Origin of the sequence: Paenibacillus sp. OSY-SE, assembly GCF_000283315.1 — a bacterium.
Taxonomy (GTDB): Bacteria; Bacillota; Bacilli; order Paenibacillales; family Paenibacillaceae; genus Paenibacillus_B; species Paenibacillus_B profundus.
This window is the reverse complement of record NZ_ALKF01000195.1, coordinates 112,373-137,055: the sequence shown is the minus strand read 5'-3', so window position 1 is coordinate 137,055 and position 24,683 is coordinate 112,373. Positions and strand designations below refer to the sequence as shown.

Annotated in this window: 21 protein-coding genes; 7 read left to right on the top strand and 14 right to left on the bottom strand. The window is 51.0% G+C overall.

Features of this window, described 5'->3' with window-relative positions; genetic code table 11:
• Positions 1–26: 26 nt before the first annotated feature.
• The gene (locus tag A372_RS0122700) at positions 27–890 is read right to left on the bottom strand and encodes a DUF421 domain-containing protein (protein WP_019423205.1); all 864 of its coding nucleotides are present in this window, start codon (positions 888–890) and stop codon (positions 27–29) included.
• A gap of 160 nt (positions 891–1,050) precedes the next feature.
• Between A372_RS0122700 and A372_RS0122695 the strand changes: the two genes are divergently transcribed.
• Both A372_RS0122695 and A372_RS38770 read left to right on the top strand, forming a co-directional pair.
• On the top strand, positions 1,051–1,257 hold the full coding sequence (locus A372_RS0122695) for a DUF1657 domain-containing protein (protein ID WP_019423204.1): 207 nt from the start codon (positions 1,051–1,053) through the stop codon (positions 1,255–1,257).
• Between the two features lie 238 nt (positions 1,258–1,495).
• Positions 1,496–1,600 carry a YjcZ family sporulation protein gene (locus tag A372_RS38770; protein WP_233696635.1) on the top strand — a complete coding sequence of 35 codons (105 nt, stop codon included), beginning with the start codon at positions 1,496–1,498 and terminating at the stop codon, positions 1,598–1,600.
• Positions 1,601–1,666: 66 nt separating this feature from the next.
• Here A372_RS38770 and A372_RS34580 read toward each other — a convergent pair whose 3' ends face one another.
• The 6 genes from A372_RS34580 to A372_RS0122660 all read right to left on the bottom strand — a co-directional run bounded on the left by A372_RS34580 (position 1,667) and on the right by A372_RS0122660 (position 10,212).
• Complete coding sequence (locus tag A372_RS34580) at positions 1,667–2,581, bottom strand: M15 family metallopeptidase (RefSeq protein WP_051004532.1); 915 nt, start codon at positions 2,579–2,581, stop codon at positions 1,667–1,669.
• A 593-nt stretch (positions 2,582–3,174) separates the two neighbouring features.
• Positions 3,175–3,783, bottom strand: a complete 609-nt coding sequence (locus tag A372_RS0122680; protein WP_019423200.1) for a 50S ribosomal protein L25 — start codon at positions 3,781–3,783, stop codon at positions 3,175–3,177.
• Positions 3,784–4,249: 466 nt separating this feature from the next.
• Positions 4,250–7,714, bottom strand: coding sequence for a family 10 glycosylhydrolase (locus A372_RS0122675; RefSeq protein WP_019423199.1), 3,465 nt, complete (start codon positions 7,712–7,714; stop codon positions 4,250–4,252).
• A gap of 347 nt (positions 7,715–8,061) precedes the next feature.
• A complete protein-coding gene (locus tag A372_RS0122670; protein ID WP_019423198.1) occupies positions 8,062–8,292 on the bottom strand; it encodes a hypothetical protein in 231 nt (76 codons plus the stop codon).
• Positions 8,289–8,621 (bottom strand): YbjQ family protein, encoded by a 333-nt coding sequence (locus A372_RS0122665; protein ID WP_019423197.1) that lies wholly within the window; start codon positions 8,619–8,621, stop codon positions 8,289–8,291. The genes A372_RS0122670 and A372_RS0122665 overlap by 4 nt, the downstream gene beginning before the upstream one ends.
• A 124-nt stretch (positions 8,622–8,745) precedes the next feature.
• The gene (locus tag A372_RS0122660; protein WP_019423196.1) at positions 8,746–10,212 is read right to left on the bottom strand and encodes an aminotransferase-like domain-containing protein; all 1,467 of its coding nucleotides are present in this window, start codon (positions 10,210–10,212) and stop codon (positions 8,746–8,748) included.
• 157 nt (positions 10,213–10,369) lie between these two features.
• On the opposite strand from A372_RS0122660, the gene A372_RS0122655 reads away from it, so the two are divergent.
• A complete protein-coding gene (locus A372_RS0122655) occupies positions 10,370–10,987 on the top strand; it encodes a LysE/ArgO family amino acid transporter (RefSeq protein WP_019423195.1) in 618 nt (205 codons plus the stop codon).
• Between the two features lie 333 nt (positions 10,988–11,320).
• Positions 11,321–13,567, top strand: a complete 2,247-nt coding sequence (locus A372_RS34575) for a peptidase G2 autoproteolytic cleavage domain-containing protein (protein ID WP_019423194.1) — start codon at positions 11,321–11,323, stop codon at positions 13,565–13,567.
• 203 nt (positions 13,568–13,770) lie between these two features.
• On the opposite strand, the gene A372_RS36605 is transcribed toward A372_RS34575, so the two are convergent.
• From A372_RS36605 to A372_RS0122620, 7 genes are all read right to left on the bottom strand, one after another.
• On the bottom strand, positions 13,771–13,953 hold the full coding sequence (locus A372_RS36605) for a hypothetical protein (protein ID WP_083858919.1): 183 nt from the start codon (positions 13,951–13,953) through the stop codon (positions 13,771–13,773).
• 57 nt (positions 13,954–14,010) lie between these two features.
• Positions 14,011–14,991 carry a hypothetical protein gene (locus A372_RS0122645; RefSeq protein ID WP_019423193.1) on the bottom strand — a complete coding sequence of 327 codons (981 nt, stop codon included), beginning with the start codon at positions 14,989–14,991 and terminating at the stop codon, positions 14,011–14,013.
• Positions 14,992–15,038: 47 nt separating this feature from the next.
• Entirely contained in the window at positions 15,039–16,046 is a 1,008-nt protein-coding gene (locus A372_RS34570) for a hypothetical protein (RefSeq protein ID WP_019423192.1), read from the bottom strand.
• 77 nt (positions 16,047–16,123) lie between these two features.
• Positions 16,124–17,035 (bottom strand): helix-turn-helix transcriptional regulator, encoded by a 912-nt coding sequence (locus A372_RS35605; protein WP_237728585.1) that lies wholly within the window; start codon positions 17,033–17,035, stop codon positions 16,124–16,126.
• A 370-nt stretch (positions 17,036–17,405) separates the two neighbouring features.
• Positions 17,406–18,296 (bottom strand): hypothetical protein, encoded by an 891-nt coding sequence (locus A372_RS0122630; protein WP_019423190.1) that lies wholly within the window; start codon positions 18,294–18,296, stop codon positions 17,406–17,408.
• Between the two features lie 140 nt (positions 18,297–18,436).
• A complete protein-coding gene (locus tag A372_RS0122625) occupies positions 18,437–19,114 on the bottom strand; it encodes an AlkZ-related protein (RefSeq protein WP_019423189.1) in 678 nt (225 codons plus the stop codon).
• Positions 19,111–20,106 carry a helix-turn-helix transcriptional regulator gene (locus A372_RS0122620; RefSeq protein WP_019423188.1) on the bottom strand — a complete coding sequence of 332 codons (996 nt, stop codon included), beginning with the start codon at positions 20,104–20,106 and terminating at the stop codon, positions 19,111–19,113. The genes A372_RS0122625 and A372_RS0122620 overlap by 4 nt, the downstream gene beginning before the upstream one ends.
• A gap of 179 nt (positions 20,107–20,285) precedes the next feature.
• Here A372_RS0122620 and A372_RS0122615 point away from each other — a divergent pair, with 179 nt between their 5' ends.
• The 3 genes from A372_RS0122615 to A372_RS0122605 all read left to right on the top strand — a co-directional run bounded on the left by A372_RS0122615 (position 20,286) and on the right by A372_RS0122605 (position 24,615).
• Complete coding sequence (locus A372_RS0122615; protein WP_019423187.1) at positions 20,286–21,392, top strand: nitric oxide synthase oxygenase; 1,107 nt, start codon at positions 20,286–20,288, stop codon at positions 21,390–21,392.
• A gap of 203 nt (positions 21,393–21,595) precedes the next feature.
• Entirely contained in the window at positions 21,596–24,070 is a 2,475-nt protein-coding gene (locus A372_RS0122610) for an ATP-binding cassette domain-containing protein (protein WP_019423186.1), read from the top strand.
• Between the two features lie 116 nt (positions 24,071–24,186).
• Entirely contained in the window at positions 24,187–24,615 is a 429-nt protein-coding gene (locus tag A372_RS0122605; protein ID WP_019423185.1) for a MarR family winged helix-turn-helix transcriptional regulator, read from the top strand.
• The last annotated feature ends 68 nt before the right edge of the window (positions 24,616–24,683 follow it).

Here is a 24,683-nt window from a genome sequence, read left to right as displayed (position 1 = left end):
TTAAGCAAAATTTGAGCCTCTCTCTGTTATCGAATCAAGTAAGGTCTAAGGTCTGTAATGATAGTTTGCAGCGTTTTGGAACATTGTTCATACATCGATTTTGCCTCTTCATTTTGAGTCGACAGACTGAACAATTCCAAGTCAGCTTCACATTTTTTCAATTTGGCGAGCGCTTCGGCCTCTGTCTGCGGCATCGTCACCTTGATTTGATCGTTCATCAGGTCCACATACAGCTTCCCGTAACTGTCGATTTGAGCCAAATAGACGTCCTTCGTCTCCGTGATACCCAGCTTAGCCAGCTCTTCTTCCAGCCAAGTCTCGTCTCTTCCTAGCGCAATTAACGGCTGCTCCAACACCTGCCCGTCCATGATGAGCGCCAGAGGTTCTTTCTCCGGTGCGACTTTAACCCCGAGATGACTTGGCGTGAGCGGCGTGTGTTCCAGCTTCGGCATCACGTTCACTTCACCGCTCGTTTCCATGATGGCGAATTCCACGTCAGCCGCGCGGAATACATTTTTCTTGCGCAGCAATTCCAACAGCTCGTCGGACGTAATACGCTCTTTTTTCAGATTATCCTCTAAAATTTTACCGTCTTTGATGAGTACGGTGGCCTTCCCGTCAATAATGTTTCTCATCGTCTTGCTCTTAAGCTGTAGAAATTCGATGCCCAGCGACACGGCAGTCCACACACCTAAAGACACCAACCCTAAGAACCAATTATCCTCCAGATCTAAGGAAACATAAGCGGCAAGACTCCCGATCGTGATCCCCGTTATGTATTCGAATACCGATAACTGAGAGACCTGTCTCTTTCCAAGAAGCTTGGTCAATATAAAAAGCGTGACTACGGCAACCAGCGTTCTTAATGTAATTTCTAGCCATTGCGGCATGAGTGTCATCCCCCTTTGAACGAATGAAATTGCTACAAGTAATTATTTGTCTAACAAGCGGATTTTATGTTGCGTGGAATGAATCGCGACCGGAGAGTATGGTTCCGGGAACTTTCGGACAACTTATTATTTGTGATTTGATGATAAAGGTGGTGAAACCATGACAGTAGGATCTCAAGTAAAAACCTGTTTGGCTTCGTTGAAAGGCGTCCAAGCCGACCTTGAGCAGTTTGCCTTAGGCACACAAAATCAGGAAGCTAAAAATATGTACACCAACGCCGCCCAACAAACCCAGCAAGTTATTCAGCAGGTAGAAGGACGAGTGCAGCAGTTAGAAGCGGAAGAACCTCAGTATAAGGGGTTTTAAGCCATGTTAACGCATGGGTAGTAGCAATAGAAGGGGCAGGCCTCTAGAATCATCGGCCTGCCCCTTCGACTTTCATCAGAAAGCCTATCTTCATAAAGATCATCGCATTGGGAATGGAATTATGGCGCAAATATAGTTTTTGCAGACAAAACCCCGCAAGTGTCCAATCAAGGTCGATATCAAGTACATACAAATATACGGTAATTCAATTTCTCCACACGAAAGGGGTTATGAGCAGATGTCCGACGTTAGAGGCGGTTTTGGTTGCGGTTTTACAAGTACAGGTGTCATCCTTGTACTCTTCATTTTGTTGGTCATCATTAGCCGTTCCTTTTTGATCTAGGATCGGGCAAGTAAAGTTCGAGCCACCTATGGCCTTGACTGTCAAGCCCATAGGTGGCTCTCTTTCTTATTGTTCAGATTTATTTTCCGTCAATGCAGTCGTGGACGCGTATACATATTCCTCCAGCGTCAGCTTGCGTTCCGCCATCTCCGCTGCTCTCTCCACACCGACATACCGCAAGTGCCAAGGCTCATATTGATAGCCCGTTACCATTTCTTTGCCTTTCGGATAGCGCAGTATGAATCCGTACTCAGGTGCATGTCGAGCGATCCATTCGGCTTCTGCGGAGCCGGCAAAGCAATCTTGTACCGCACACTTCCCATCGCTCCCAGATACGTCGATCGCAAGCCCCGTCTTATGCTCGCTGTGTCCAGGCTCGGCGCTATAGGACATTGCTTGCTCTTTGCCGTGCTTTTTCACATATTGACGATAAATCCACGATTGCGCCGCTTGAGAACGATATGCTGAGACGCCCGCCAAAAAGATGCTGTCCTTCTCCGCATCAGCGAACATTCGTTCCAATGCCCGCGCCGCTTCTCGACGCATGAGACGTTTCTCTGATTTTTCGCGGAAAATAAATTTCACCTTCGGGTCCACCAAATCATCTGGCTCATATTCATCCGGCAGCGCATGCTGTTTATTGACGAGAATGGCCATGCCGTCATGACTGATTGGAGTGGGCTGCATATCCGCTGCCCGTTTCGTCTTCGGCCCTTCTGAAGCAACGGCGAGCAGCTTCCCCGATTCGGGCTTAACTGACAATGCATTCGATGATTCATTTGAAGATGCGGTGGATAAAGTGCTCGGTGATCTGGATAATGATGCAGCTGATGATGTGCTTGATTCAGTTGATGAAAGGCTCGCTGATCCGGTTGAAGATGTGTTCGGAACAGGCGCTTCCGCCATTGAACCGCAGCCCGCAATCATCGTGATAACTAGCATGCAACATATATATAAGTGTCTATATCCTTCATTCGACATGTGCTAACCCTCCTCGTCTTAGTATGGAATAACTACCCTCTTACCATGTACGCATACGCACAGATACCGTCCATTTTATAATTACATTGGTGTGTCTAGGGCGAGAAGTACTGTCATGTTGCCTTTTGCTCCACTATCCCATATCATCAGAAAACGTCATTACATTGGGAGACGGCTGTAATTTTCCGTATCATGCTTGCTATGCTCCGATTACTGTTGCTCTGCGAGTTAGGCTTATAATGTCTCGCTAACTGTTGTTTTGGCCAATAATTGTTGCTCATACGTTTCCTGTGCGCAATGTTGGATGACTGTGGCTTTTACCTTCCGCACACGCAGTGTTTGGACGACTGCTGCTTTTACCTTTCTCACTCACATTACTCGGACGACGTTTCTTTTAACTTCCTCACTCGCGGTATCCAGATAATTGTTGGTTTTAGAAGTTGTACTCCCAGTGTTCGGGTGATGGGATTATAAGAGTTTCTGAAGGAACGGGAGAATGGGCAAAGGCATCAATTAATAAAGGATGAGAGTCTCCTTAAAACCAAAAGAAGCCTGCTGAAAGAATCTCAACAGGCTTCCTATATTTACATGAATCAGGATGGTTGCTCGTCCGCTGCATCGACAGCCCCATCTCCCGTATCAACACCGCGTGGTACGATGATGGATACAAGCAATTCATCCTTGTTCGAAATGAGCTGAATATCGTCAGGCAGCGCTACTTCATGCGCCAAGAGCTTGTCCCCCACATTCAAATGGGAAATATCCACTTCAAAAACAGAAGGCAAATCGGAAGGAAGACCTTCGATTTCCAATCCCGTTTCCTGGCTCTGTATAATTCCGCCTTTCTTCGTACCGGCTGGAGTTCCTTGATATTCTATCGGAACGCGTACACGAATCGGCTTGTTGTCCGATACCTGTTGAAAGTCGACATGAATCCAGGCTCCATTTTTCTGTTCCATTTCTTTGATTAAGGTCTGAATCGGATTCATCCCCTCAATCTTCAAGTGAAACGTTTCTGTTCTACCTCTGCGCGCCAATTTTCCAATTTCCTTCGAATCGACATGTACCGGTATGCTGTCCATGCTCGAACCGTAGACGACTGCCGGAATACGTCCTTGTTGCCGCAAGCCCCGAAGGGCGGAACGCTTGAAATCAGTTCTTCTCTCTGCTTTCAATTCGTACATGTTGCTCTGTGCGTTCATAACGTAACAACCTCCCTCTCGCAATCCTGTCATTCTACAAAAATGCCCTGTCTGTTATAGCAAGGCATAGAGGTTATTACCCGTCTTAGTTGTTTTGTAAACAGTAATATTATAATGGGTTCAATCGCAACAAAAGTTCACCACGATGAAACAGGTTCGGTTCCATTGGATTTCGTACAATAGAAATGAGTCATTTAAAGCTGAACGTAACGTTTCATTGGATTGCATACAGCTGAATCCACTTGAAGCAGTTGCTTACAGCACGAACAACAGATTAGATTGGATGCTATCCAACCAATCGACCATTACCGCTCGAATACGCTGCATTCCACTGTATATTTTCCAACGAAATCTATCCACAAAAATTTAAAATCTCTGAAGCCACAATCAATAACTAAGAGACGCCGATCATCAGAATGACCGGCGTCTTAATAACTATAAAGAAGTCAAGTGGATATAGACCTGACTAGTTATGTTCAAAAGGCGTCACGACAAGCCGTTCCGTTGCCGTCTTACCCTCGTATCCAGCGATGATCGTCGCTTTTCCTTTCGCGATCGCACGGAGCTTGCCGCTGTCGCGGTCGATCGCAGCCACCTTCGAATCCGTGCTGTACCATCGCACGCCCGAGTTGACGCCTTTCTTCGTGCCGTCCGCGTAGTAAGCGGTAATCTGCAGCGTTGCCGAATTCCCCGCCTTCATCGGCTTCAGCTTCCCGATCTCGATGCGCCTCGGCTGCTTGACCTTGGAAGCCACCTCAATATCAAGCGATGCCTTCAGGAACGGGCCGTAGCGGGCCGTAATTACCGCCTTCCCCGCTTGCTTCGCCGTCACAATCCCGCTGCTTCCGTCAACTTGAGTGACCCGCTCGTTATCGGAGGTGAACGTCACTCCGGCCGCCAACGGAATGCGATTGCCGCTGCTGTTGATGCCGATGACTTGAAGGCTTTGCTGTTCTCCTGCCTTCATCTCCGCTGCGCCGCTCAATTCAATACTGACGATAGCCTGATTCAATACGATTATCGGCTCGCTCGGCACACTCTCATTATGAAGGCGATCGACTGCCGTCATGGCATACGTGTATGTCTCGCCTGTCACCGCGCTTGTATCCGTAAACAGGAGCGGACCGCCGCTCTTGCGCAGCGTCAGTATGATCTGACTCGGATCGTTCACATTCGGAGTCGAGCTGCCCACCGTCCGATAAAGCACATAATACCCCGCATCACTGTCCTTGTTGTCCTGCCATGCGAGATGAATTCCCCTATCCGTCACATGAGCGGCCGTCCATCGCGGCGCTGCCGGAGCCTTCGCATCAAGCCAAGGCATCACGGGAACAAGCGCTTGGAAGCGGTAGCTGTCTTGTATGAGCCGATCGCGCAGCCCGAGCGGATTGTCCAGTACGCTTGTCGCGCTAAAATGCATACTGCCCTTTACCGCATCGTAATTCAGTATATATTTCAGCTGATTCGGCAGTTCGTCCGGATTTTTCCACACCGGGTCGTCGTTGGCATTAATTTTGTAATCGGCGTGGCCAATGTAGAGCTGCGTATGCGTCCCTGTCACCTCTTTGCTCCACCAATCGACGAGCTTTTCGAACGCAGCTGGTGTAAAGCCGAAGCTCCAATAAATCTGCGGCGCAATGTAATCAATCCAGCCTTCCTGTATCCATAAGCGGGTATCCGCAAACAGATCGTCGTACGTCTGTACGCCAGCCGCCGTATCCGAACCTGCCGTATCCGTCGACTTGTTGCGCCATACGCCGAACGGGCTGATGCCGAATTTCACATATGGCTTCACCTGCTTGATTTCGGAGGAAAGTCGCCGAATGAACGAATTCACATTGTCACGGCGCCAGTCCGCTATGTCGCTGAAGCCCGCTCCGTATTTCCGATATGCTTCACCATCTGGAAATTCGACGCCCGATACTTTATACGGATAGAAATAATCGTCGAAATGGACGGCATCGATATCATACTTGCGTACAACTTCCATGATGTTGTCCGTGACGAATTGCTTCGCCTCCGGGATGCCGGGATTGAAATACAGCTTGCCGCCGTAACTTATGACCCAATCCGGATGCAGCCGTGCCGGGTGATCCTCCACCAGCCGGCTCGGGTCTGCCTTCATGCTAACGCGGTATGGATTGAACCAGGCGTGGAACTCCATGTTACGCTTGTGTGTTTCTTCAATCATGAAGGCAAGCGGGTCATAGCCCGGGTCCTTCCCCTGCACGCCGGTTAGCCACTCCGACCATGGCGCATACTCGGAAGGATAGAACGCATCTGCGGTTGGCTTGATTTGCATGACGACGGCGTTCATGCCGCTTGCTTGCAAATCGCCAATTAAGTTAACATAATCTTTTTTCTGTTCACTTATAGTGACGACGCCTTTCTTCGGCCAGTCAATATTTTCGACCGAGGCAATCCACGCCGCTCGCAATTGGCGTTTCGGTGCTGTAGTCTCCGCATTCACGACAAGCGTGACAGCAGCTGACTTTCCCTCATACGTTGCCGTAATGACGCTCACCCCTACTTTCAATGCGGTAATGAAACCGTTCGCGTCAATGACGGCCACTTGCGTATTGCCGCTCTTATAGGCTACGCCGGATGATACTTCAATTGGTTCGGTCTGGTTCTCATAGGTCGCCAATACCTTGCCTTGAAGCGTGTCTCCCACCGTCATCGAATGCAAGCCGCTCAGTTCAATGCGCTGTAATTTTGGCAGCGCGGGCTCGATGGTCAGCTCATACGCTGACGAGAGAGAGCCATATACGGCCCGCACTACGGTCGTGCCTTGCTGAAGTGCGGTAACCAGTCCATTCGCATCGATGGAGGCCACGTTCGCTTGGCTGCTGTCGTATACCACGCCATTCAGCATCTTCACTGGTTGCGGTACACCGTAATAATTAGCGAACGCTTCGGTCTGATTCGTCTGGCCAACAGGCAGATTCGGCAAGCCATAGAAATCAAGCTTATCGATAACCGGCGCCTCAACACCCACAGCCAGTTCATATTCTGCTGTGGAAGCTTGACGATATCGAGCGGTAATGTGCGCTGTGCCTTCCTTGAGCGCCGTGACTGAACCGTCCAAGTTCACTTGAGCGACAGCGGGATCGCTGCTCGCAAGCTGTGCGTCACTCGTCACATCGATGGGTTCCTTGCTGCCGCTGTACGTTGCCAGCACATTGACGCGCTTCGTCTCACCGACTTGCATCGGCGTCAAACCATTCAGGGTCAGCTCATACACATCCGTATCACCGTAAAACACGCGCAGTTCATCAAAGTAAAGCGCACCTCCATTTTTATTGCGGTCGCTCGTCTCCACAAGATAGATCTGGTTCAGCCTGAGCGGTTCAGTAAGATTGGACGGGATGTTAGCTGTTATATAGCGCCAGCCGTTCCAGTTCAACCCTCCACTCGCGGTGAAGTCGACTGTCGGCTTGGCGCCGCTGGCATCCTGAAGCTGTGCGCGCAGCCAATGGTCGTTGCCGTCACCATATACCCAGATACCAATTGTCTTCGGATAACCGTCAATTGGCCTTCCGGCAGCGCCGGAAACATCCTTGAAATTCATATAAGCAGCCGAGGTGCCTTCCGTGCCCGTAAAGTCATACGACAGCTTGGCGGAATGAAGACCATGCCGGACCGGCTGCGGGCGTGACGACGGTACCAATGTGACGGAACCCGGCACCGCTCGTACGGACGACACGGAGATGTCCTGAATCTGCTCAAAATCTTCGAGCAATGCTGCGCGGGTACCGATAGATGCAATTGCGTCTGCTTGAGGTTGTTCGATAATCCATGGTTGGGACGGTGGTGTCTCGGTTTCATCAGGGGAAGTTAATGCGAAAGCGCTTGCAAAAGTGCTGAACAGCATGAGGAGTGCCAACATCGAGACCATCATTTTACGGGCGGTGTGCCTTGTCGGAAACAATACATCATTCCCTCCTTCATAATAGGAAATTATGCAGGTCGTCTCTTGAGGTCTGAAATAATATTTCACCATTCGTGGCAGATATAAGTTTATAATATTTCAAATTTGCTGTACATAGCGAAAAATGATTCCTTTTGTTGAATTCGGAATACCACCAACATTTTAATGAAAAATGCGCAGGATTGTTCCGGGGTACGAAGAAAATTATTGACCTTTCGTTCCATTAATCATTATTGACTGTTCATTCCAGACACACTTCCCCTCTCCATTCAATAGGTTTAACTAGGATAAAAGGTTGAACAGCACAGAAAGGAATGGAACTTGGGCCATCCCCTCTGCTCACCGTCCTATTCCTTGCCCAGCTTGTAGAACCGCTTTCCCGTCTGCGGATGGAAATATACGGTGATCAAATCTCCGGTTGTTGGGTCATACGACACTTCCCCAGTAGAAATAAAGCCGGAAGGCACCACCGTGCCCTGCCTGTCGTCAAGCCGCCTATCCTTTTTCGCGGATGCGATCAACAGCCCGACGAAGACGATCAATTGAATCGCGCCATAGATGAGGATGAACTTCATCATCGCGGCATCTTCTCTTTCTCCACGACGACGGCTGTGCCGTAAGCCACGATTTCGCTCATGTTACTGCCCACTTCGCCGGAATCGAACCTCATCATAATAATGGCGTTAGCCCCCATCGCCTGCGCATTGGCAACCATTCGATCGAGCGACTGCCGGCGCGCATCCTCCAGTAATTCCGTGTACTGCTTAATCTCGCCTCCGACCAGCCCTTTAAAAGCGGCAGCAATGTCCTTGCCGATTCCGCGCGCCCGTACCGTCAGTCCGAATACGGTCCCTTTCACTTCGACGATGTTATGCTGCGGCACATGTTCTGTCGTCACGATGATCATTGTCGTTCCCCCTCCGTCGATCTCTCTACCCTATATCATAAATCAAATCATCCATAGTACGAATGAACGCTTAGGTTCGTTCAATCAGGACAACATTTTTGTTGCGTAAATGCGGCGAAACCCATCATACGGAAAGACAGTGAAGGTGGCGTATCAATATGGAGAGCTCTATCATGGCCCGTTCCATCTCATCGAGCCCGGCATAGGCAAATGACAATCGCAGTTGCTTCTTGGCTGAACGATCATAAATATAGCCCGGATTAATGAGAATGCCCCGCTTGAGCGCATGTTCGAACAGTGCAGCCATGGAAATGTCGGCGTGCAACGTGACCCAAATGTAGAAGCCGCCTTGCGGCGTGCTCCAGGTGGCGAGATTAGACCAATGCGCGTCTAGCAGTTGCAGCATGCAATCGCGCCTCTCCTTCAACTGTCTGCGGATGGTTCGGCAATGCTCCGCATGCCATCCCGCCCCGAACCATTCCGCGGCGGCAGCCTGCGACAAGGAGCTGGAGCCGTAATCGGTCTGCATTTTAATATCGGCCAACCGTTCGATAACCGGCTGTGGTCCGACGACCCATCCGATACGCAAGCCGGGACTAACAATCTTGGACATCGTGCCGACGTACAATACTTGCCCCTGCGTGTCCAGAGCGCGCAGCGGTGGCGGCGGAGCTTCGTGGCCGAACCATAGCTCTTCGTATGCGCCGTCTTCGAGAATCGGCAAGCCGATGCGTAGGCTCGTCTCCAACAGATCCCGTCTTCTCTTATCGCTCATGACCGTCCCTGTCGGATTATGAAAGGTAGGAATCGTATAGAGCAGCGAAGCGTCATATTGCCGTTTGAACCGCTCGACATGGGACACTTGCAGCCCGGACTCGTCCATCGGCAAGCCAATGAGCTTCATCCCCGCGGATTGAAAGGCGTGAATCGAATATAAATAAGATGGCTTTTCAAGCAGCATTGTCGAGCCTTTTTCCAACAGAGCGGCAGAGATAAGCTGGAAAGCCTGCAACGAGCCGGACACAATCAAAATAGTGGACGGCGGCGCGGAAATACCTACCCTCTGCAGATGGGCGCTCACTTGCGAACGAAGCGCATAGGTGCCCAACGCTTCTTCATAGCCGAGAGGCACATGTTGCCGTGCCAGTTCAGCAAACAACAGTCGAACCTGTTCCTGCGGCAGCAGCTCTGGGGACAATTCACCCGTCCCGAGTCGAATCATCGTCGGATCGAATTCCATTCGGTTAATCGTCTGGATCGTCGGCAGATTCGGATAGTGAACACCGTCCTCCACATATGCATTCCAATTCGGCGGCGGCGGTGACTCCCACTGACGTTCCGGCTGGTGATGAATGATTGTCGTTCCGCCCCCGCTTTTCCCTGCGATATATCCTTGTGATGTCAAGTGTTCCAAAGCCATAATCAGTGTGCTTCGATTCACTTGAAAAGCCGCTGCCAAGGCACGCTGAGAAGGCAGCTTCATGCCCACCGTCCATTCCCCGCTCGTTATCTTTTCTTTCATGAACCCTTCAATCTGTTGGTATAACGGAATCGATGAAGACGGATCTGGCTTCCAATCGATCTTATCCACGAGGCAACACTCTCCCGTACCCTTATCGTCTTCCAATTATAATGTTTGGTTGGGCTGCTATACAACCAAATGGTTGGGGACAATCCGCTGCAGATCATATATCCTTGATGCTGAACAACGCGTTGATTCAGTACAGCATGGAGAAAGAGGAATTAGAATGACAGAAGCTTTTGTGCACGGTGTATTGCTCGCCTTCGGGTTAATTCTTCCGTTAGGTGTTCAAAATGTGTTTATTTTCAACCAAGGAGCGATTCAGCCGCGCTTCGTCAAGGTGGTTCCGGTCATCATAACGGCCGCGCTCTGTGATACGCTGCTCATTTCGTTGGCGGTAGGCGGCGTATCCCTGCTTATATTGCAATGGACGTGGTTAAAAAGCCTGCTCTATGTCGCCGGGTTCATCTTTTTGCTCTACATGGGATGGAGCCTGTGGAAAGCTGAGGTCGCCACGGATCAGAGCGAACATGGGCAGCTATCCGTCAAAAGGCAGGTACTCTTCGCATTGTCTGTGTCACTCTTGAACCCGCACGCCCTGCTGGATACTGTCGGCGTTATCGGCACGAATTCACTTCAATACACCGGGACGGACAAGTGGGCCTTCATCGGGGCGACGATTGGCGTGTCGTGGTTGTGGTTTATCGGGTTAGCCATTGCTGGCCGGCTTCTCCGGACGTTGGACCATTCCGGCAAGTGGATGAGCGGATTGAACAAAATCTCGGCGCTAACGATCGGGCTCATCGCTTTGTATATGGGCGTAACGATGATAATGTCCTTATGAAAAAACAATTTATTTTATGCAGTTAAACGTTTATTTAATATCGATAATTATTAAGGGTGGCCGCACAACAATAAATGCCGTTACCAGCGATTGAGTGAAGCTTAAACGGATGCCTAAGGGCTCCATGAGCTTCGCTGCTGCCATTTTCTAAGGTGAAAGAAAGTGCAGGAACAAGCTCTTCGTTACATGACATGCTTTGTATAAATGGAAGGATAAGCACACCCGAAACATATTAAGGGTTGTTTTACTATTTGATTCGCCGTTTCTGCGAGAAAGAATCTATCATATTTTATAGTAGATATTATTATTTCTTATATTGGGAGGTTAGCTCCTATGTCATGTAATCAACAGCCGAGCGGAGCTTGTTCCGATGCAGAAGGTTCCAATACGACGGCAAAAGGATTTGCATCCCATGCGGAAGGAGCAAGCGCAACCGCCTTTGGCGACGCTTCTCATGCAGAAGGATCAACAACGAAGGCACGAGGATTCGTGTCCCATGCCGAAGGAGCTCTAACTACGGCAAGCGGAGACGCCTCTCATGCAGAGGGCTCAACAACGACAGCAAGCGGGTTCGTGTCTCATGCGGAAGGGGCAAATACCATTGCTGGAGGCGACGCGTCTCATGCCGAGGGTTCAATGACAACGGCAAATGGATTCGCGACACATGCGGAAGGATTTCAGACGAACGCGAGCGGCAATGCTTCTCACGCGGAAGGCTCGCAAACAACGGCGGCAGGAGAAAATTCACACGTTGAAGGCTTTAAAACGCAGACCACTGTGAACGGCATGAATGCTCATGCCGAAGGTGAAGAAACGATTGCCAGAGGGAATGCCTCTCACGCCGAAGGCATTCAGACCGAAGCAAACGGTAAGGGCTCGCACGCGGAAGGAATATCATCCGCTACCCTGGGCGTTGGTTCTCACGCCGAAGGCATTGAGACAGTTGCAGCTGGCCAAGGCGCTCATGCGGAAGGCGAACAAACAGCCGCAAACGCTACTGCCGCCCATGCCGAAGGTTATCATACAAAAGCATATGGAGTCTATTCCCACGCCGAAGGTTATCAGACGACTGCCGCGGAGACAGGCATTAGCGCCCATGCCGAAGGAGATAGTACGATTTCCAGCGGGAGAGCTTCACATGCCGAAGGCAACCTGACGCAAGCAAGCGGCGATTATTCCCATGCGGAAGGACAAGTAACTTACGCGAGGGGGAAAAGTTCTCATGCCGAAGGAACAGTTTCTTCGGCAGATGGGGAAAGCGCGCATGCCGAGGGGCAGGGCACCTCAGCGAGCGGGCTAGCCGCACATGCCGAAGGGTACACATGCTTCGCAGTTGGGACTTTTTCTCATGCAGAGGGATTCAGCACAGTATCTGAGGGGTTAGCCACTCATACGGAAGGACAAAATACCCGTGCATTCGGTTCTGGCTGTCACGCGGAAGGTTTCGGAACTCTGGCGAGCGGGGAATCTTGTCATGCAGAGGGCATACAGACCGAAGCATATTGGCAAGCCAGCCATGCCGAAGGAATAGGCACTGTAGCGAGCGGCTATGGCTCCCATTCAGAAGGTTTATATACAGCCGCAAGCTTTACGTCCGCTCACGCCGAAGGTTATTATACAAAAGCTTACGGAGGAGCGTCCCATGCCGAAGGAGGCAGAACAATAGCAGACGGAGCCTACTCTCATGCCGAGGGATATCAAACGCAAACGACGGAGACTGGTATAAATGCCCATGCAGAAGGTGAAGAGACCATGGCCAGCGGGACAAATACCCATGTCGAGGGGTATAAATCCGTAGCAAGTGGACTTGATGCTCACGCTCAGAATACGAACACGGTAGCAAGCGGAGCTTCCTCTCATGCGGAAGGCAACAGCACCACTACCAACGAATTTGCGAGAACTCACATAATGGGGATAAATGGAGCCGCAAACGAAGAAAACGCCTGGTTTTTGGCCAATGGAGCAATTCCATACGATCCGAATGGTATTGTGGCGAAAATATCGGGCGATGGCAGTGCCCATTTTGACAGCAGCGTTACCGGTTCCGTCTTCAGTCCTATTGCCGGAGCCTGCAGTTATGCCGAAATGTTCGAGTCTACAGATGGACAGACCATTGATGTAGGATATTTTGTAACCCTCGACGGCGATAAAATCCGAAAGGCTGACACCAGTGATAATTATATCTTGGGTATTACCAGCTTCAATTATGGAATACTGGGAGATGCGGCAGATACAAGTTGCAGCAAATTCCTCTATGACGAGTGGAATCGAATTCAATATCACGATGTCGTCATTCCTTCTATTACAAGGGAAGAACGCGTCATCGAACCGGAACGCAAAGAATCAAGACCGATATTGAATCCGGATTGGGTACGAAGCCAGAAATGCGCATCCCGCCTCGAGAAGCCCGAGTGGGCAGCCGTCGGTCTGAATGGGAAACTGCTCGTCCGCGATGACGGCACCTGCCAAGTCAACGGTTATTGCAAGCCTGACAACGAAGGGATTGCCACCTCTGCCGAGCAGGGATATCGGGTAATGAAGCGGACGGGACCGAATCAGATTCTAGTCTTGTTCAGATAGAATATCAGGAATCATTTTCCAAACATAAGACTGCTTACAAGTCACTGCGTGAACTTGCTAAAAAAGGCCCTGATTCTAAACTTTATAGAATCAAGGCCTTCCCTATGTGATATGGTTAAAAAACAGAGCACACATTAATTAGTTCCCGCTGATTTCGGCTCTAAGAGCTTACCATCCGCTTCGCATCGACTATAAGACTATCGCTAAGCATCGTCTACTCTTTCCTGACTTGCTTTCACACACTTTTTACATACTTGAATGGATGTTCCGTCCGATTTGGTTTGCGTATACAGCAGCTTGATTCGAGTGCTTCCGCACACGGGACAAGTCCCTCTGCCGTGGCTCGGCATATTCCATAATACTTTTCCTCGTTTGGTCTTTGCCATTTTGTTCGATATCTCCTCTTTATTCATTTCGTTTATCTATCTTCTATCTTCTATCTTCTATCTTCGTTCCGGAGTGACACCTCGTGAAAGCCTTACATCATGAACGACTTGCTTCATCTGGCATATGGCTGCCTGCTCTGCATCCTTGGCTTCCTGAAAACAGCGGGCTATTTCCAGCCGGATCGGCATTGTTGTTGGTTCGTCGGCAAGACATAACTCGAGCAGCCGATTGATGTCCTCATACTTGCGGCATACCTGCGCATAATAGCTTGCCACAAGCTCCAATCCCGCCATTTCTGGCTGCATCGACTGAACATACTGTGCAATATAGCGTTTGAACACACCGTACATCCGAATCGTCCGGGCAGCCCCGTCCCAATCGAACTCGCCTTCGCGAAACGCCTCGATCAAGACGTCATACGCGCGTTCTCCGCAAGCGAATTGATCCGCACATAGTGCGGTGTCATGATGTTCCCATTGATAAATTGCCTGTACAAAGGATTCCTTAACCAAGTCCCGAATATCGAACGCAATGCGTTCTGCACCGAATAATTGACAGAAACTAAGCGGCGATTGTCCTTGCCCCAGCGTATCGAATGAAATGGATTGATTGGATTTCCCCGCCGAATCGACCGCATAGAACAGCCTGTTGTCATCGTCATACCCGTACAAGGACATGAATTGATCCTGCCATACGACGACGCCTACCCCATGGTCAATGGAATGCATCGCTTCCTTCACCACATGCTGACGATAAATCGGCACGAGCGGGTGGTCGGCATAGCCCGCATACGTCTTCGAGTATGCGCCGACGAAATCAGCAGCCAAGTAATGCTGCGCAGACCAATCATAGGCGAATATGGACACGGCAGACAATTGCCGGTGAACGCTGAAGCGGAACGCGAGCGCGGACATGCATGCCAACGCGTATTTCGGATACGTGGTCAGCCCGGCAGCGTGCAGCACAGCATGAAATTGATCGATGAACGTATTCGTCTCTGGTTCAACCTTGAACGGAGACAGCTTGATGACGGACACCTTCTTCTCTCCTCCCCCGCATGCGAACCTCTTGCTATAAGACGCTGCTATCTCGGGGAAGCAATACCCCAGAGCGCAATATCAAGTTCTCCCGGCAACCTATCTTCGCAGCCAATACACGCTTTTAATTCATGAACCGCCTTCTCCTCAAGCTCCTTCGCCTCGCGGACACTCTTCAACAGTGCAGGAAACGATGCTTGATCGAGGGCAGCAGTCCCCTCGTCGGCACGAATGAAGCGGCAAATATGCCGATATACGGCGTCTACTTCCCGATACGCTTGAAGCACCGCTTCGGTCAGGCCCAATTCGGCTTGGATAGCTTCCAGGTAAGCGACGATATCGCGCTTGATTCCAGCGTAGGACTTTAGGATATACGTTCCCCCGCTCGCACTGTATCGGCGTGATTCCAATGCCTGAATAAGATAATCGTATGCCGGTCTGCCCGAGGCAAACGCTTGATCGGGTGCCGTTTTATGCGGCGTTTCCCACTCCGATACCGCTGCGCGCAGTGACTCCCTATAAATGTCTGCTTCGGGCCTGTCCCATTTATCCAACAACAGTTGATAGAACCAGAACGGAGTGCCATTTCCCGCAACTCCGAAATTGTCGTATAGCATGACTTGCTCGTCCTGCGACCAACCGTCTCGGTAAAAATACACTTCATCCTCATCATCATAGCCGTGGATGACTGCGAATTCGGGCAGCCAGAACACCACGCCCAGACCACGGTCGATCGACAACTTAATAGAACGTTCGGCCTGCTTCCGGGCCAATGGGAACGTCGGGTGCCTAATATAGCCTGCCGGCGACACATTCGCCCAGCCCAGCCGCTCGGCCGCTTCGCCGTGCTCTTTGCCCCAATACCCATACGCCGTCATCGAGCTTTCGGATAAATATTCATGAATGATAAACTTGAATGCCATGCCAGTCATGCCGGACAGCATGGATTTCGTGCCCGCAAACCGTCCCGCCGCAGTCAATATTGCATGCAGCGCATCGATATAGCTTCTGTTCTCTCTTTTAAAATCGATACCTTCGAGCTTGTTCCAACTCAAGAGCGGCCGCCCCCTAATCTTTCATCGCGATAATCCGATTATACAAAGAGTGGTACGACATAAAATGTCGTACCACTTCATTGCGTCTCCAAATCAGTCAATAATTGCATCAACCGCCGCTTCACTTTCTCATTTAACCATTTTGGCTTGTGGATCGCCGTCCATCCCCGCACAGAGAGAAGTTGATCAATAAAGGGATCGATATGTATAAACTCAATTGCGTATTGACCGTTTCCAAGAGGCTTGACGTTATAGCTGCCCCACTCCTCGCCATTCAGTTGTCCAGAACATTCCAACACGGCGACAAACGGGCGCACTTGACTGGCATCAATATGTTCGTTCAACGCGTCGTGATGCATCTTTTCAAAGCGCTCCTGCAGCATTCGTGTGCCCACCATCCGGTCAAGACGATAGATTTCCGTTTGCCTCGTTTCCTCACAATAAGCCGATATATAGTCAGCATAATACTTAAAATACATTTGATACGGATGAATCGTGCCTCTGATTTCCCCGTGCTCCGCATGATTATATACGATAGCCACTTTGCGGGACTGCGCCAAAGACAGCCTAAACGTATAGGCAGTGTCAACGATCGCTGACTCGATTGCAAAGGAAGGAATGGAGTGCTCCGTACTGTCGGTGTTCGATAAACGACGGAATAATCGGGATACCTGCTTTTGCAGCTTCTCATTTTTCACACCGTCATCGAAGTCGCCATATTGATGCTGCTCGTAACGGTAAGCCAAAAAAGAGATAACCTTCTTCTCCTCTTCAGTAATATACAGACTGGGCAAAATATATGCCGTATCCTCGTACTCGTATCCGCGGCTTTTTGCCGAATAATACAAAGGAGCTCCCAGCGAATTCATCAAATACTCGATATCCCGGTTTGCCTGTCTCGTCGAGATTTCGAATTGCTGTGCGAGCTTTCTGCTATTCGGATAGTTCATCGATCTGACCTGCTGATCAAACCATAAGATGCGGTGCATGTTGCTCAAATATGTACCCTCTCGTTTCTATATTCTCTATGAATGTCCAATGATATATACTTCGACTTGGCTTAGCTCGAACGCAAAGATAGTTTGATTCAACTTAAATGATACAGATAAACGCGCCGACATGGGTATGCGGTGAGACCGCATACCCTAACTCAACGCGACTTGTTCTCAACTTCAGACGCACTTCTCGTGAGCAAAATGCCGTCGGACGGTTCGATGTGCTGAAATGATGCAGTTGATTTCCCCGGAAATCGCGCAAATCGAGGGAAATGTACATAGTTGCGTGTATTTTTGCAGTTCAGCGTCGTATTTTCCGATTTCGGCGCGAAAAGTACTGAATTTGTAAAGCACATCACGCGGTTTAGAGCCGTCCATACGAGCGCAGGGTCTTTAAGCGCTCCACGGTAATAAATCCCCGCCACTCCAGCTCGCATGCGGAGCTGACGGCCGGCCAGCTGATCGGCCACCCGCCATCTTCGCTCTGGTCTTGCAGCAGCGCGGTCAGATGCCGTTCCAGATCCGCTTCACCTATGAACCGTCCCGCATAGCTATCCCGTGACGGTGCCCAATCGAGCACTTTGTGCACATAACCTTGGGCATGCGGATCGAGCTCAATCGTGCCTGGATGGGACAACCATTCGTCAACCTTCGCCAAATAAGCGCCGGCCCGTTCACGATCTCGATGATTTTCCAGGAAGGTAATGCACTGAGTGACGTCATGAAAATCACTTGTGTCGACCTTCTCAATCCGCTCCCATACGAACTGCTCTGTCTTGCGAAACCACGTCTCATGCGAAATAAAAGGGACCGCATCCTGCTTCAACAGAAAGCCTATCATCCGACCAGTCGGATTCATGGATGCCGCATCGTCCCGTTCCGTCGTCCACCACGGCGCATGGGGGTAATCATTCACACTGCAGAACGAGCGTGGAATGCCGCCAGTCTCCTCCACGGTGGCCGATTCCATAAAGCGTGCAATCCCTGAAACGATCTCGCGATTATATCCATCGATCTCATCCAGGATGGTCAGCGCGACTTCCGTCGGCACCGGCTGGCTGTGAGGGCAGCGGATGTCTGGCTCAAGCGCATTGCCGAAGCCTCCATCTACGTTCTGATAAGCACGGAGGACGGCCAAGACACTCTCCTTCGTACCTTGGCCAAAGAAATATTCGAACCGCATCCGATCGAGCAGTCTTGCATTGTGGTATATGAACTGTCTTGCGTTCTCCAACACTTCATTAACGTTATTCATATTAAACCTCCTTAATAGTTAATGTCATTAATTGAATTGGTTTTGCTCTAAAAAGTACTCTTTCCTTTTGACTTTCCATGTAACTGTGCGCATCATTCCGCTTAAATACGTCAGGTATTCAGCCGCTTTGTACTCATGCATTACCAGCCGAATATTTTCCCCATATACGCCATCGCCTCTGCGCTGCTGCTCTGGGACAAGCGTCCATGCAGCCGCTCCTTCGCTTCTGCTATCGGAATCGCAGCGGCTTCGATCCTCGTCTGCTCCATCCAATGAGGCATCGTCTCATACGATGTGCTATTCCAGCCATTAATTTCCCCTGCTTCATTTCTCCGTGCCTTGACGCCGGAGATGACGATGTCCATCGTTCCCTGCAGCTCGATGACAGCCTGATCGAACTCCTTCTTCTTATCGACAGCTTTCATCCCTGCCGCAGCGCGCAGTGACCTCGTCTCGATCCCCTGCTGCGCATCAATGATGGCAAGCAGCTCACATGCCGCCTTCGACAGCAGCCCGTCCTCGTATCGTTCCTGGCCGGAACGAGCGCTGCCCAAGATCGCATACACGAGCGGAACAAGGTCGCGGGCAATGAAGACGGCTTTCTTCTTCAGGAATTTCCCGTATGCAGCTGTCCCATCGCCTGGGAAGCGCACTCTCCACCGCCAAGGATCGAACTCGGTATCGGAGTGCCACTGCTCCTCCTTAGTGATTCCACTAAGCGACGGATGGTCCGGTATTAATTTCGCCAGCGGCAATATGCCCACTTCCTGCATCACCTTTACTGCCTCATCGTAAGTATGTACGATAATGTCCTTCAATGGCCATTCCCTCCTTTTTCTTCAGCATCATATCGATTACACATCTGTTCAGCAATTCGGCGTATTTCCATTCTCAGCACCGCCGGCTCCAGGACTTCCGCTTCCAGCCCTAATTGATAGAAAAATCGGACTGCCCATTCCCATTCCGCTTGCGGGCAATCAAAGGACACCTCCCAGATGTCCTCACCTACCGCCCTCACACATTCCCCAATGTGTTCGTCCTGTTCGACTTGAAGCAAGCCACGATACGTCAAGCGGGCATGGATATGGAGCGTCGCTGGCACGTTTCTGCTCGAACCTGCCTCCCGTCCATCAAGCGTATCGCGTTCCGATAGCTTGTAGCACAATATTGCTGCAGCCAACTCTGCTTCGTCCCCGAGCGGCATAAGCTTCTCGAAGCGGTCGATGCGGAACGATCTCGACTCCCGGTGCACGGTCGAATACGCTTCGCAGTACCAGAAGCCGTGGGCCGCATAAATACGCTGCGGCAACAAAGTTAACCAGCGCTGATGATTCTGCGAGCGATAGAACGCACGCACCCAGGCTGATACTGAGACATAATCCAGGAGGGCGGACAAAAATGGTGTGCGATACTTCCGTTTTGGCACGGATAATTCCATTTTTTCCAATAACGGTGCGATTTGAGACCTCGTCTCCTGCGGCAGCACGTGCTTAATTTTGTCCATCACGGTCCACCGTTCTTCATTAAAAGGCGAGTCCGGCAATTGGGTCATCCCTCGCAGCGCAAACAGCACCGTGAGCGCTTCCATCGAATTGAATTGCAATGGGGGCAACATATACCCATCCATAAGCCGGAATCCCCCAGACGGACCGGTAGAGGAATATAGGGGCACCCCCATCTCACATAGCGCCTCCATGTCGCGCAGAATGGTGCGCTTCGACACCTCGAACTTATCCGCCAACGATTGGGCGGTCTCTGGGCGATGCTGCAAGGCCATGATGATAGCCATCAATCGATCTGCACGCTTCACTGGTTGTCCTCCCAATCTGTATCCATCGATTCATTTACGTCGATTATAACATGGGATTGGTGACATCTTGTGTGTCACCAATTCAGGGGGTTCATAAAAAGTTCGTTAGCGGACATACCTGCGGTATCGTTCGTATGTTAATCTGAGAAGACAGCAATCGGAGAGAGGACATCATTCACATGACGATACAATATAATCATACGCTGTGGACAGCGGCATCGGAGTTCTTACGGCAATGCTACCATGAGTTGGGAATAGATGATAGCAGCCTCGCGGACAGATTACAAGAAGTCGCCCGTGAGATAGAAGCAACGAGCACTTATTCGCACACGGCGGAAGAGCTGGCGCACGGGGCGAAGATGGCTTGGCGCAACAGCAACCGCTGTATCGGCCGCCTCTTCTGGCCGTCCCTGCATGTGTTCGACGCCCGGTATGCCGAGACCGAGGAGGACATCCATGCTGCTCTGCTAAGGCATATCGAGTTCGCCACGAACGAGGGTCGGATCCGGCCGACGATAACGGTCTTTCCCGCTGCGGAACAAGGCCGTGACCGAGTTCGCATCTGGAATCATCAGCTCATTCGCTACGCAGGGTATGTGACAGAACAAGGCGTGGTCGGGGATCCGCATTCTGTGCCGTTCACGAAGCTGTGCCAATCATTCGGTTGGCAAGGGACTGGAACTCCCTTCGACGTGCTGCCGCTAGTCGTACAGACCGGGAATAATCCGCCACAATGGTACGAGCTGCCTCCCGCCAGCGTAATGGAAGTGTCATTGACACATCCGGAATTTGCGTGGTTCGAAGAGCTGGAACTCAAATGGTACGCCGTTCCGATCATTTCGGACATGCGTCTTGACATCGGCGGCATCTCCTATAACGCGGCACCCTTCAACGGCTGGTACATGGGTACAGAGATCGGCGCGCGCAATCTCGCGGATGACACGCGCTATCATATGCTGCCAGCCGTGGCCGATCGCATGGGGCTGTCGACGGTTTCGAACACGACGCTATGGAAAGACAAGGCGCTCGTCGAGCTCAATGTCGCCGTGCTGCATTCCTTCAAGGAAGCTGGCGTCAGCATCGTCGATCATCATACGGCCGCGCAACAGTTCATGCGCTTCGAAGAGCAGGAACGTCAGGCAGACCGTCCGCTAACGGGCGACTGGACCTGGTTGATTCCGCCTTTATCGCCGGCGGCGACGCCAATCTTCCACCGAAGCTACGACAACGGCGAGATGAGCCCGAATTTTCACTACCAGCAGGCGCCTTATGCGGCGAACGACTAAGCTCCTGCTTATTTTGTATGATTCTTTCAACATCTCGATCGAATAGGCCTGTCCTAAAGCAGTTGTGCTGATACAGGGCAGGCCTCTTTGTATTTTCCCTGACGTAAAAGTTGACAGAAATCCCTCCGAGCAGTATATTAGTTACCCAAGATAATAGTTAACCTGTTCAACTATTTCAAATCATGTTCAAGAAGGTGAATGCTATGACTGGCAATCAAGACTGGATTATAATTACAGGTGCCAGAGAACACAATTTAAAAAATATCGAGGTCCGCTTCCCCCGCAATCAATTAACCGTCGTGACCGGCGTGTCCGGCTCCGGGAAATCAACCTTGATGTTCAACATCCTCTGTCAGGAAGGCGAACGCAAATTCATCCGCGCGACCGGAAGGGTTCCAGACAATGTAGAACGGCCCGATTACGATGATATACTCGGGCTCTCACCCATTATCAGCGTGAATCAGCATCATCATAACTACAGTCCGCGATCAACAGTCGGGACGTATAGCGAAGCTTACACGTATCTCCGTTTACTGTATACGGCCATCGGCGAGCGGCCTTGCCCGAACTGTCACGGCACTATCGCCTATGCGGATCTTCGCTCGGCGCCGAGATCGCCTGCCGAAGATGCTGCAACTGGCTTGGAATGCTACCCATGTCCAACATGCGGCTCACCTGTCGAGAACATTACGATGGCCCATTTCTCATTTAATACTGAACAAGGCGCCTGTCCGGCCTGCATGGGCTTGGGTGAACAGGTCGAACCGGTTATCGATGCCATACTCCGCCCGGATCTGTCTATTCAAGAAGGCGGCATTCAAGTATGGAAAAAAGGGTTCATTTGGCACTTCGGTCCGCTGCTGGTGAGAGCGGCTAAATATTACAATTTGCCTTTCGGTGAAGAAGATCTAAAACGCCCGATCGGCGAGCTGCCCGAAATCGTCCGCCATCTTCTGCAGTACGGAACAGACGACCCGCGGATTCGAGCGCTTCGGCCCGATGCCCCCGCCCCATCTAATATGAAGGAAGGCAAGTATGAAGGAGCCATCAACAGCTTGATGCGGCGCTATTACGAGGAAGCCGGTGAGGATGCGGACGAGGAGTTCGCCTCATTTTTGCGCCCGGCCGCTTGTCCGGCATGTCAGGGCACGCGGTTGAAGCCGTCCAGCTTGGAAGTGACAGTGAATGGCACGCCGATACACCATTTGCTGCGTATATCGATTCGGGATCTACTGGCGTGGCTGAACGAACTGCCGCACGCGCTGGAATCGCGTTATGTCGAAGCGGTACAGCCGATATTGGCGGAGTTGACGGATCGGGCGCAAAGCTTGGTCGATACAGGTCTGGGGTATTTGACACTAGACCGTGGCTTCGCCACCTTGTCCGGTGGCGAAGCGCAGCGGATGAGACTGTCATCGCTGCTGAACTCGAATTTGACAGGCATGGTGTGCGTGTTGGACGAGCCGACAGCTGGACTGCATCCGCAGGACACGGATTCGCTAGTGGCCGCCATGAAAAAGCTGAGGGATTTAGGCAATACGATTATCGTGGTCGAGCACGATCTCGATGTGATCAAGCAATCCGATTACGTTGTGGACATCGGTCCGGCTGCTGGCGAACACGGCGGCCAAGTTATATTCCAGGGTGCGGTTGCTGATCTGCTGCAGCATCCGGCGTCGTTAACGGCCAAGTGCCTGCGTGAAGACGGACTCGCCTTGAAGCGAGACGTGCGCCGATGGAATCATGCCATTACCCTCACCGAAGCGTGCACGCATAACTTGAAACGGATCTCCGTCGACATTCCGATCGGCGTGCTGACGGCAATTACCGGCGTATCTGGCTCTGGGAAATCCACGCTCATCCTGCAGGAACTGCTCGATCGACTGCATACGCTGCCTGGATCGGATCAGATCCAGCATACCATCGTCGTCGATCAGCATGCGATGGGCAAAATGGCACGATCGAACGCGGCGACCTATACAAAAGTGTTCGATCATATCCGCGAGCATTATCGGCAACTGGCGAAGCGCGAAGGCATGAAACTGAAGGCGTCGGACTTCTCCTTCAACGTGGCTGGAGGACGATGCGAGGCGTGCAAAGGAACCGGCCAATTGAAGCTTCAAATGCACTTCATGCCCGCCCGTTATCTGACATGTCCCACTTGCCAAGGCAAGCGATATAATGAGACAATCTTAGGCATAACGTATCGCGGCCGGCATATTGCCGACGTGCTGGACATGAGCATTGCGGAGGCGCAAGAACTTTTTCAAGATATTCCAGACATTGTACGAATATTGGACTGCTTGGTTGATATCGGTTTGGGCTATTTACCGCTCGGACAACCGGCCAACACCTTCTCCGGCGGTGAAGCCCAACGAGTGAAGCTGGCTTCCGAGCTGGCTGGAACGAGACGAAATCACACGCTATACATTTTGGATGAGCCTTCAATCGGCCTGCATGACAGCGATACAGGCAAGCTGATGAACGTGCTGGACCGTCTGGTGGACAAAGGAAATACGGTCATCGTCATCGAGCATCATCTCCAGCTCATTCGCCAGGCTGATTGGATTATCGAGCTTGGACCGAAGGGTGGAAATGAAGGCGGTGAAGTCATTGCGGAAGGTACGCCGCAAACCTTGCGAACGCATTCGGGTTCGATATTGAAGCGCTATTTATAGCCGTCGATAGAACATCAAGCATGCCCCAATAATAATTCTCGGTTGTTCCGGATTACTCTAGGATCATCCATGATGAGCCGGGGATGCTTGCGTGTTGACAGAAAGGAACATTGCCATTGAACGACTTCAACTCTTTCGAGAAGGAATTCACTTCTTTTCAATGCAAGGTGGTATCACATCATAACAAATTCAATATTCAAGGCATCACATCCGCTCAATTCAATATTATCGATTACTTAGACAAGCATGGGCCGAAGACGGCCCGTGAATTGGCGGAAGCATTTCACGCCTCGCTTCCGGGCATCTCGAAGCTGACGAAGAAGCTCATCGACAAGAACATGATATCGCAGACGCGGGATGAAACGGACCGAAGATATTATCATCATGCGGTAACGGAAGAAGGCCGAGGTTTTCTGCGTGCGGCCGCGACATCCCGGAATGAAGTGATGGACAGCATCAAGCTGACGTTGAACGAGGAAGAACTGGAGCAATTTACGGCGTTGTGCCAAAAAATTAACCGTTCGCTCACCGAGGCGAAGGAGTAAATGGGCCCCTTCAAGCAAACAAGGGAAGCATACCGCGCACATGCACATCTTATCGATGCATTTGCCGG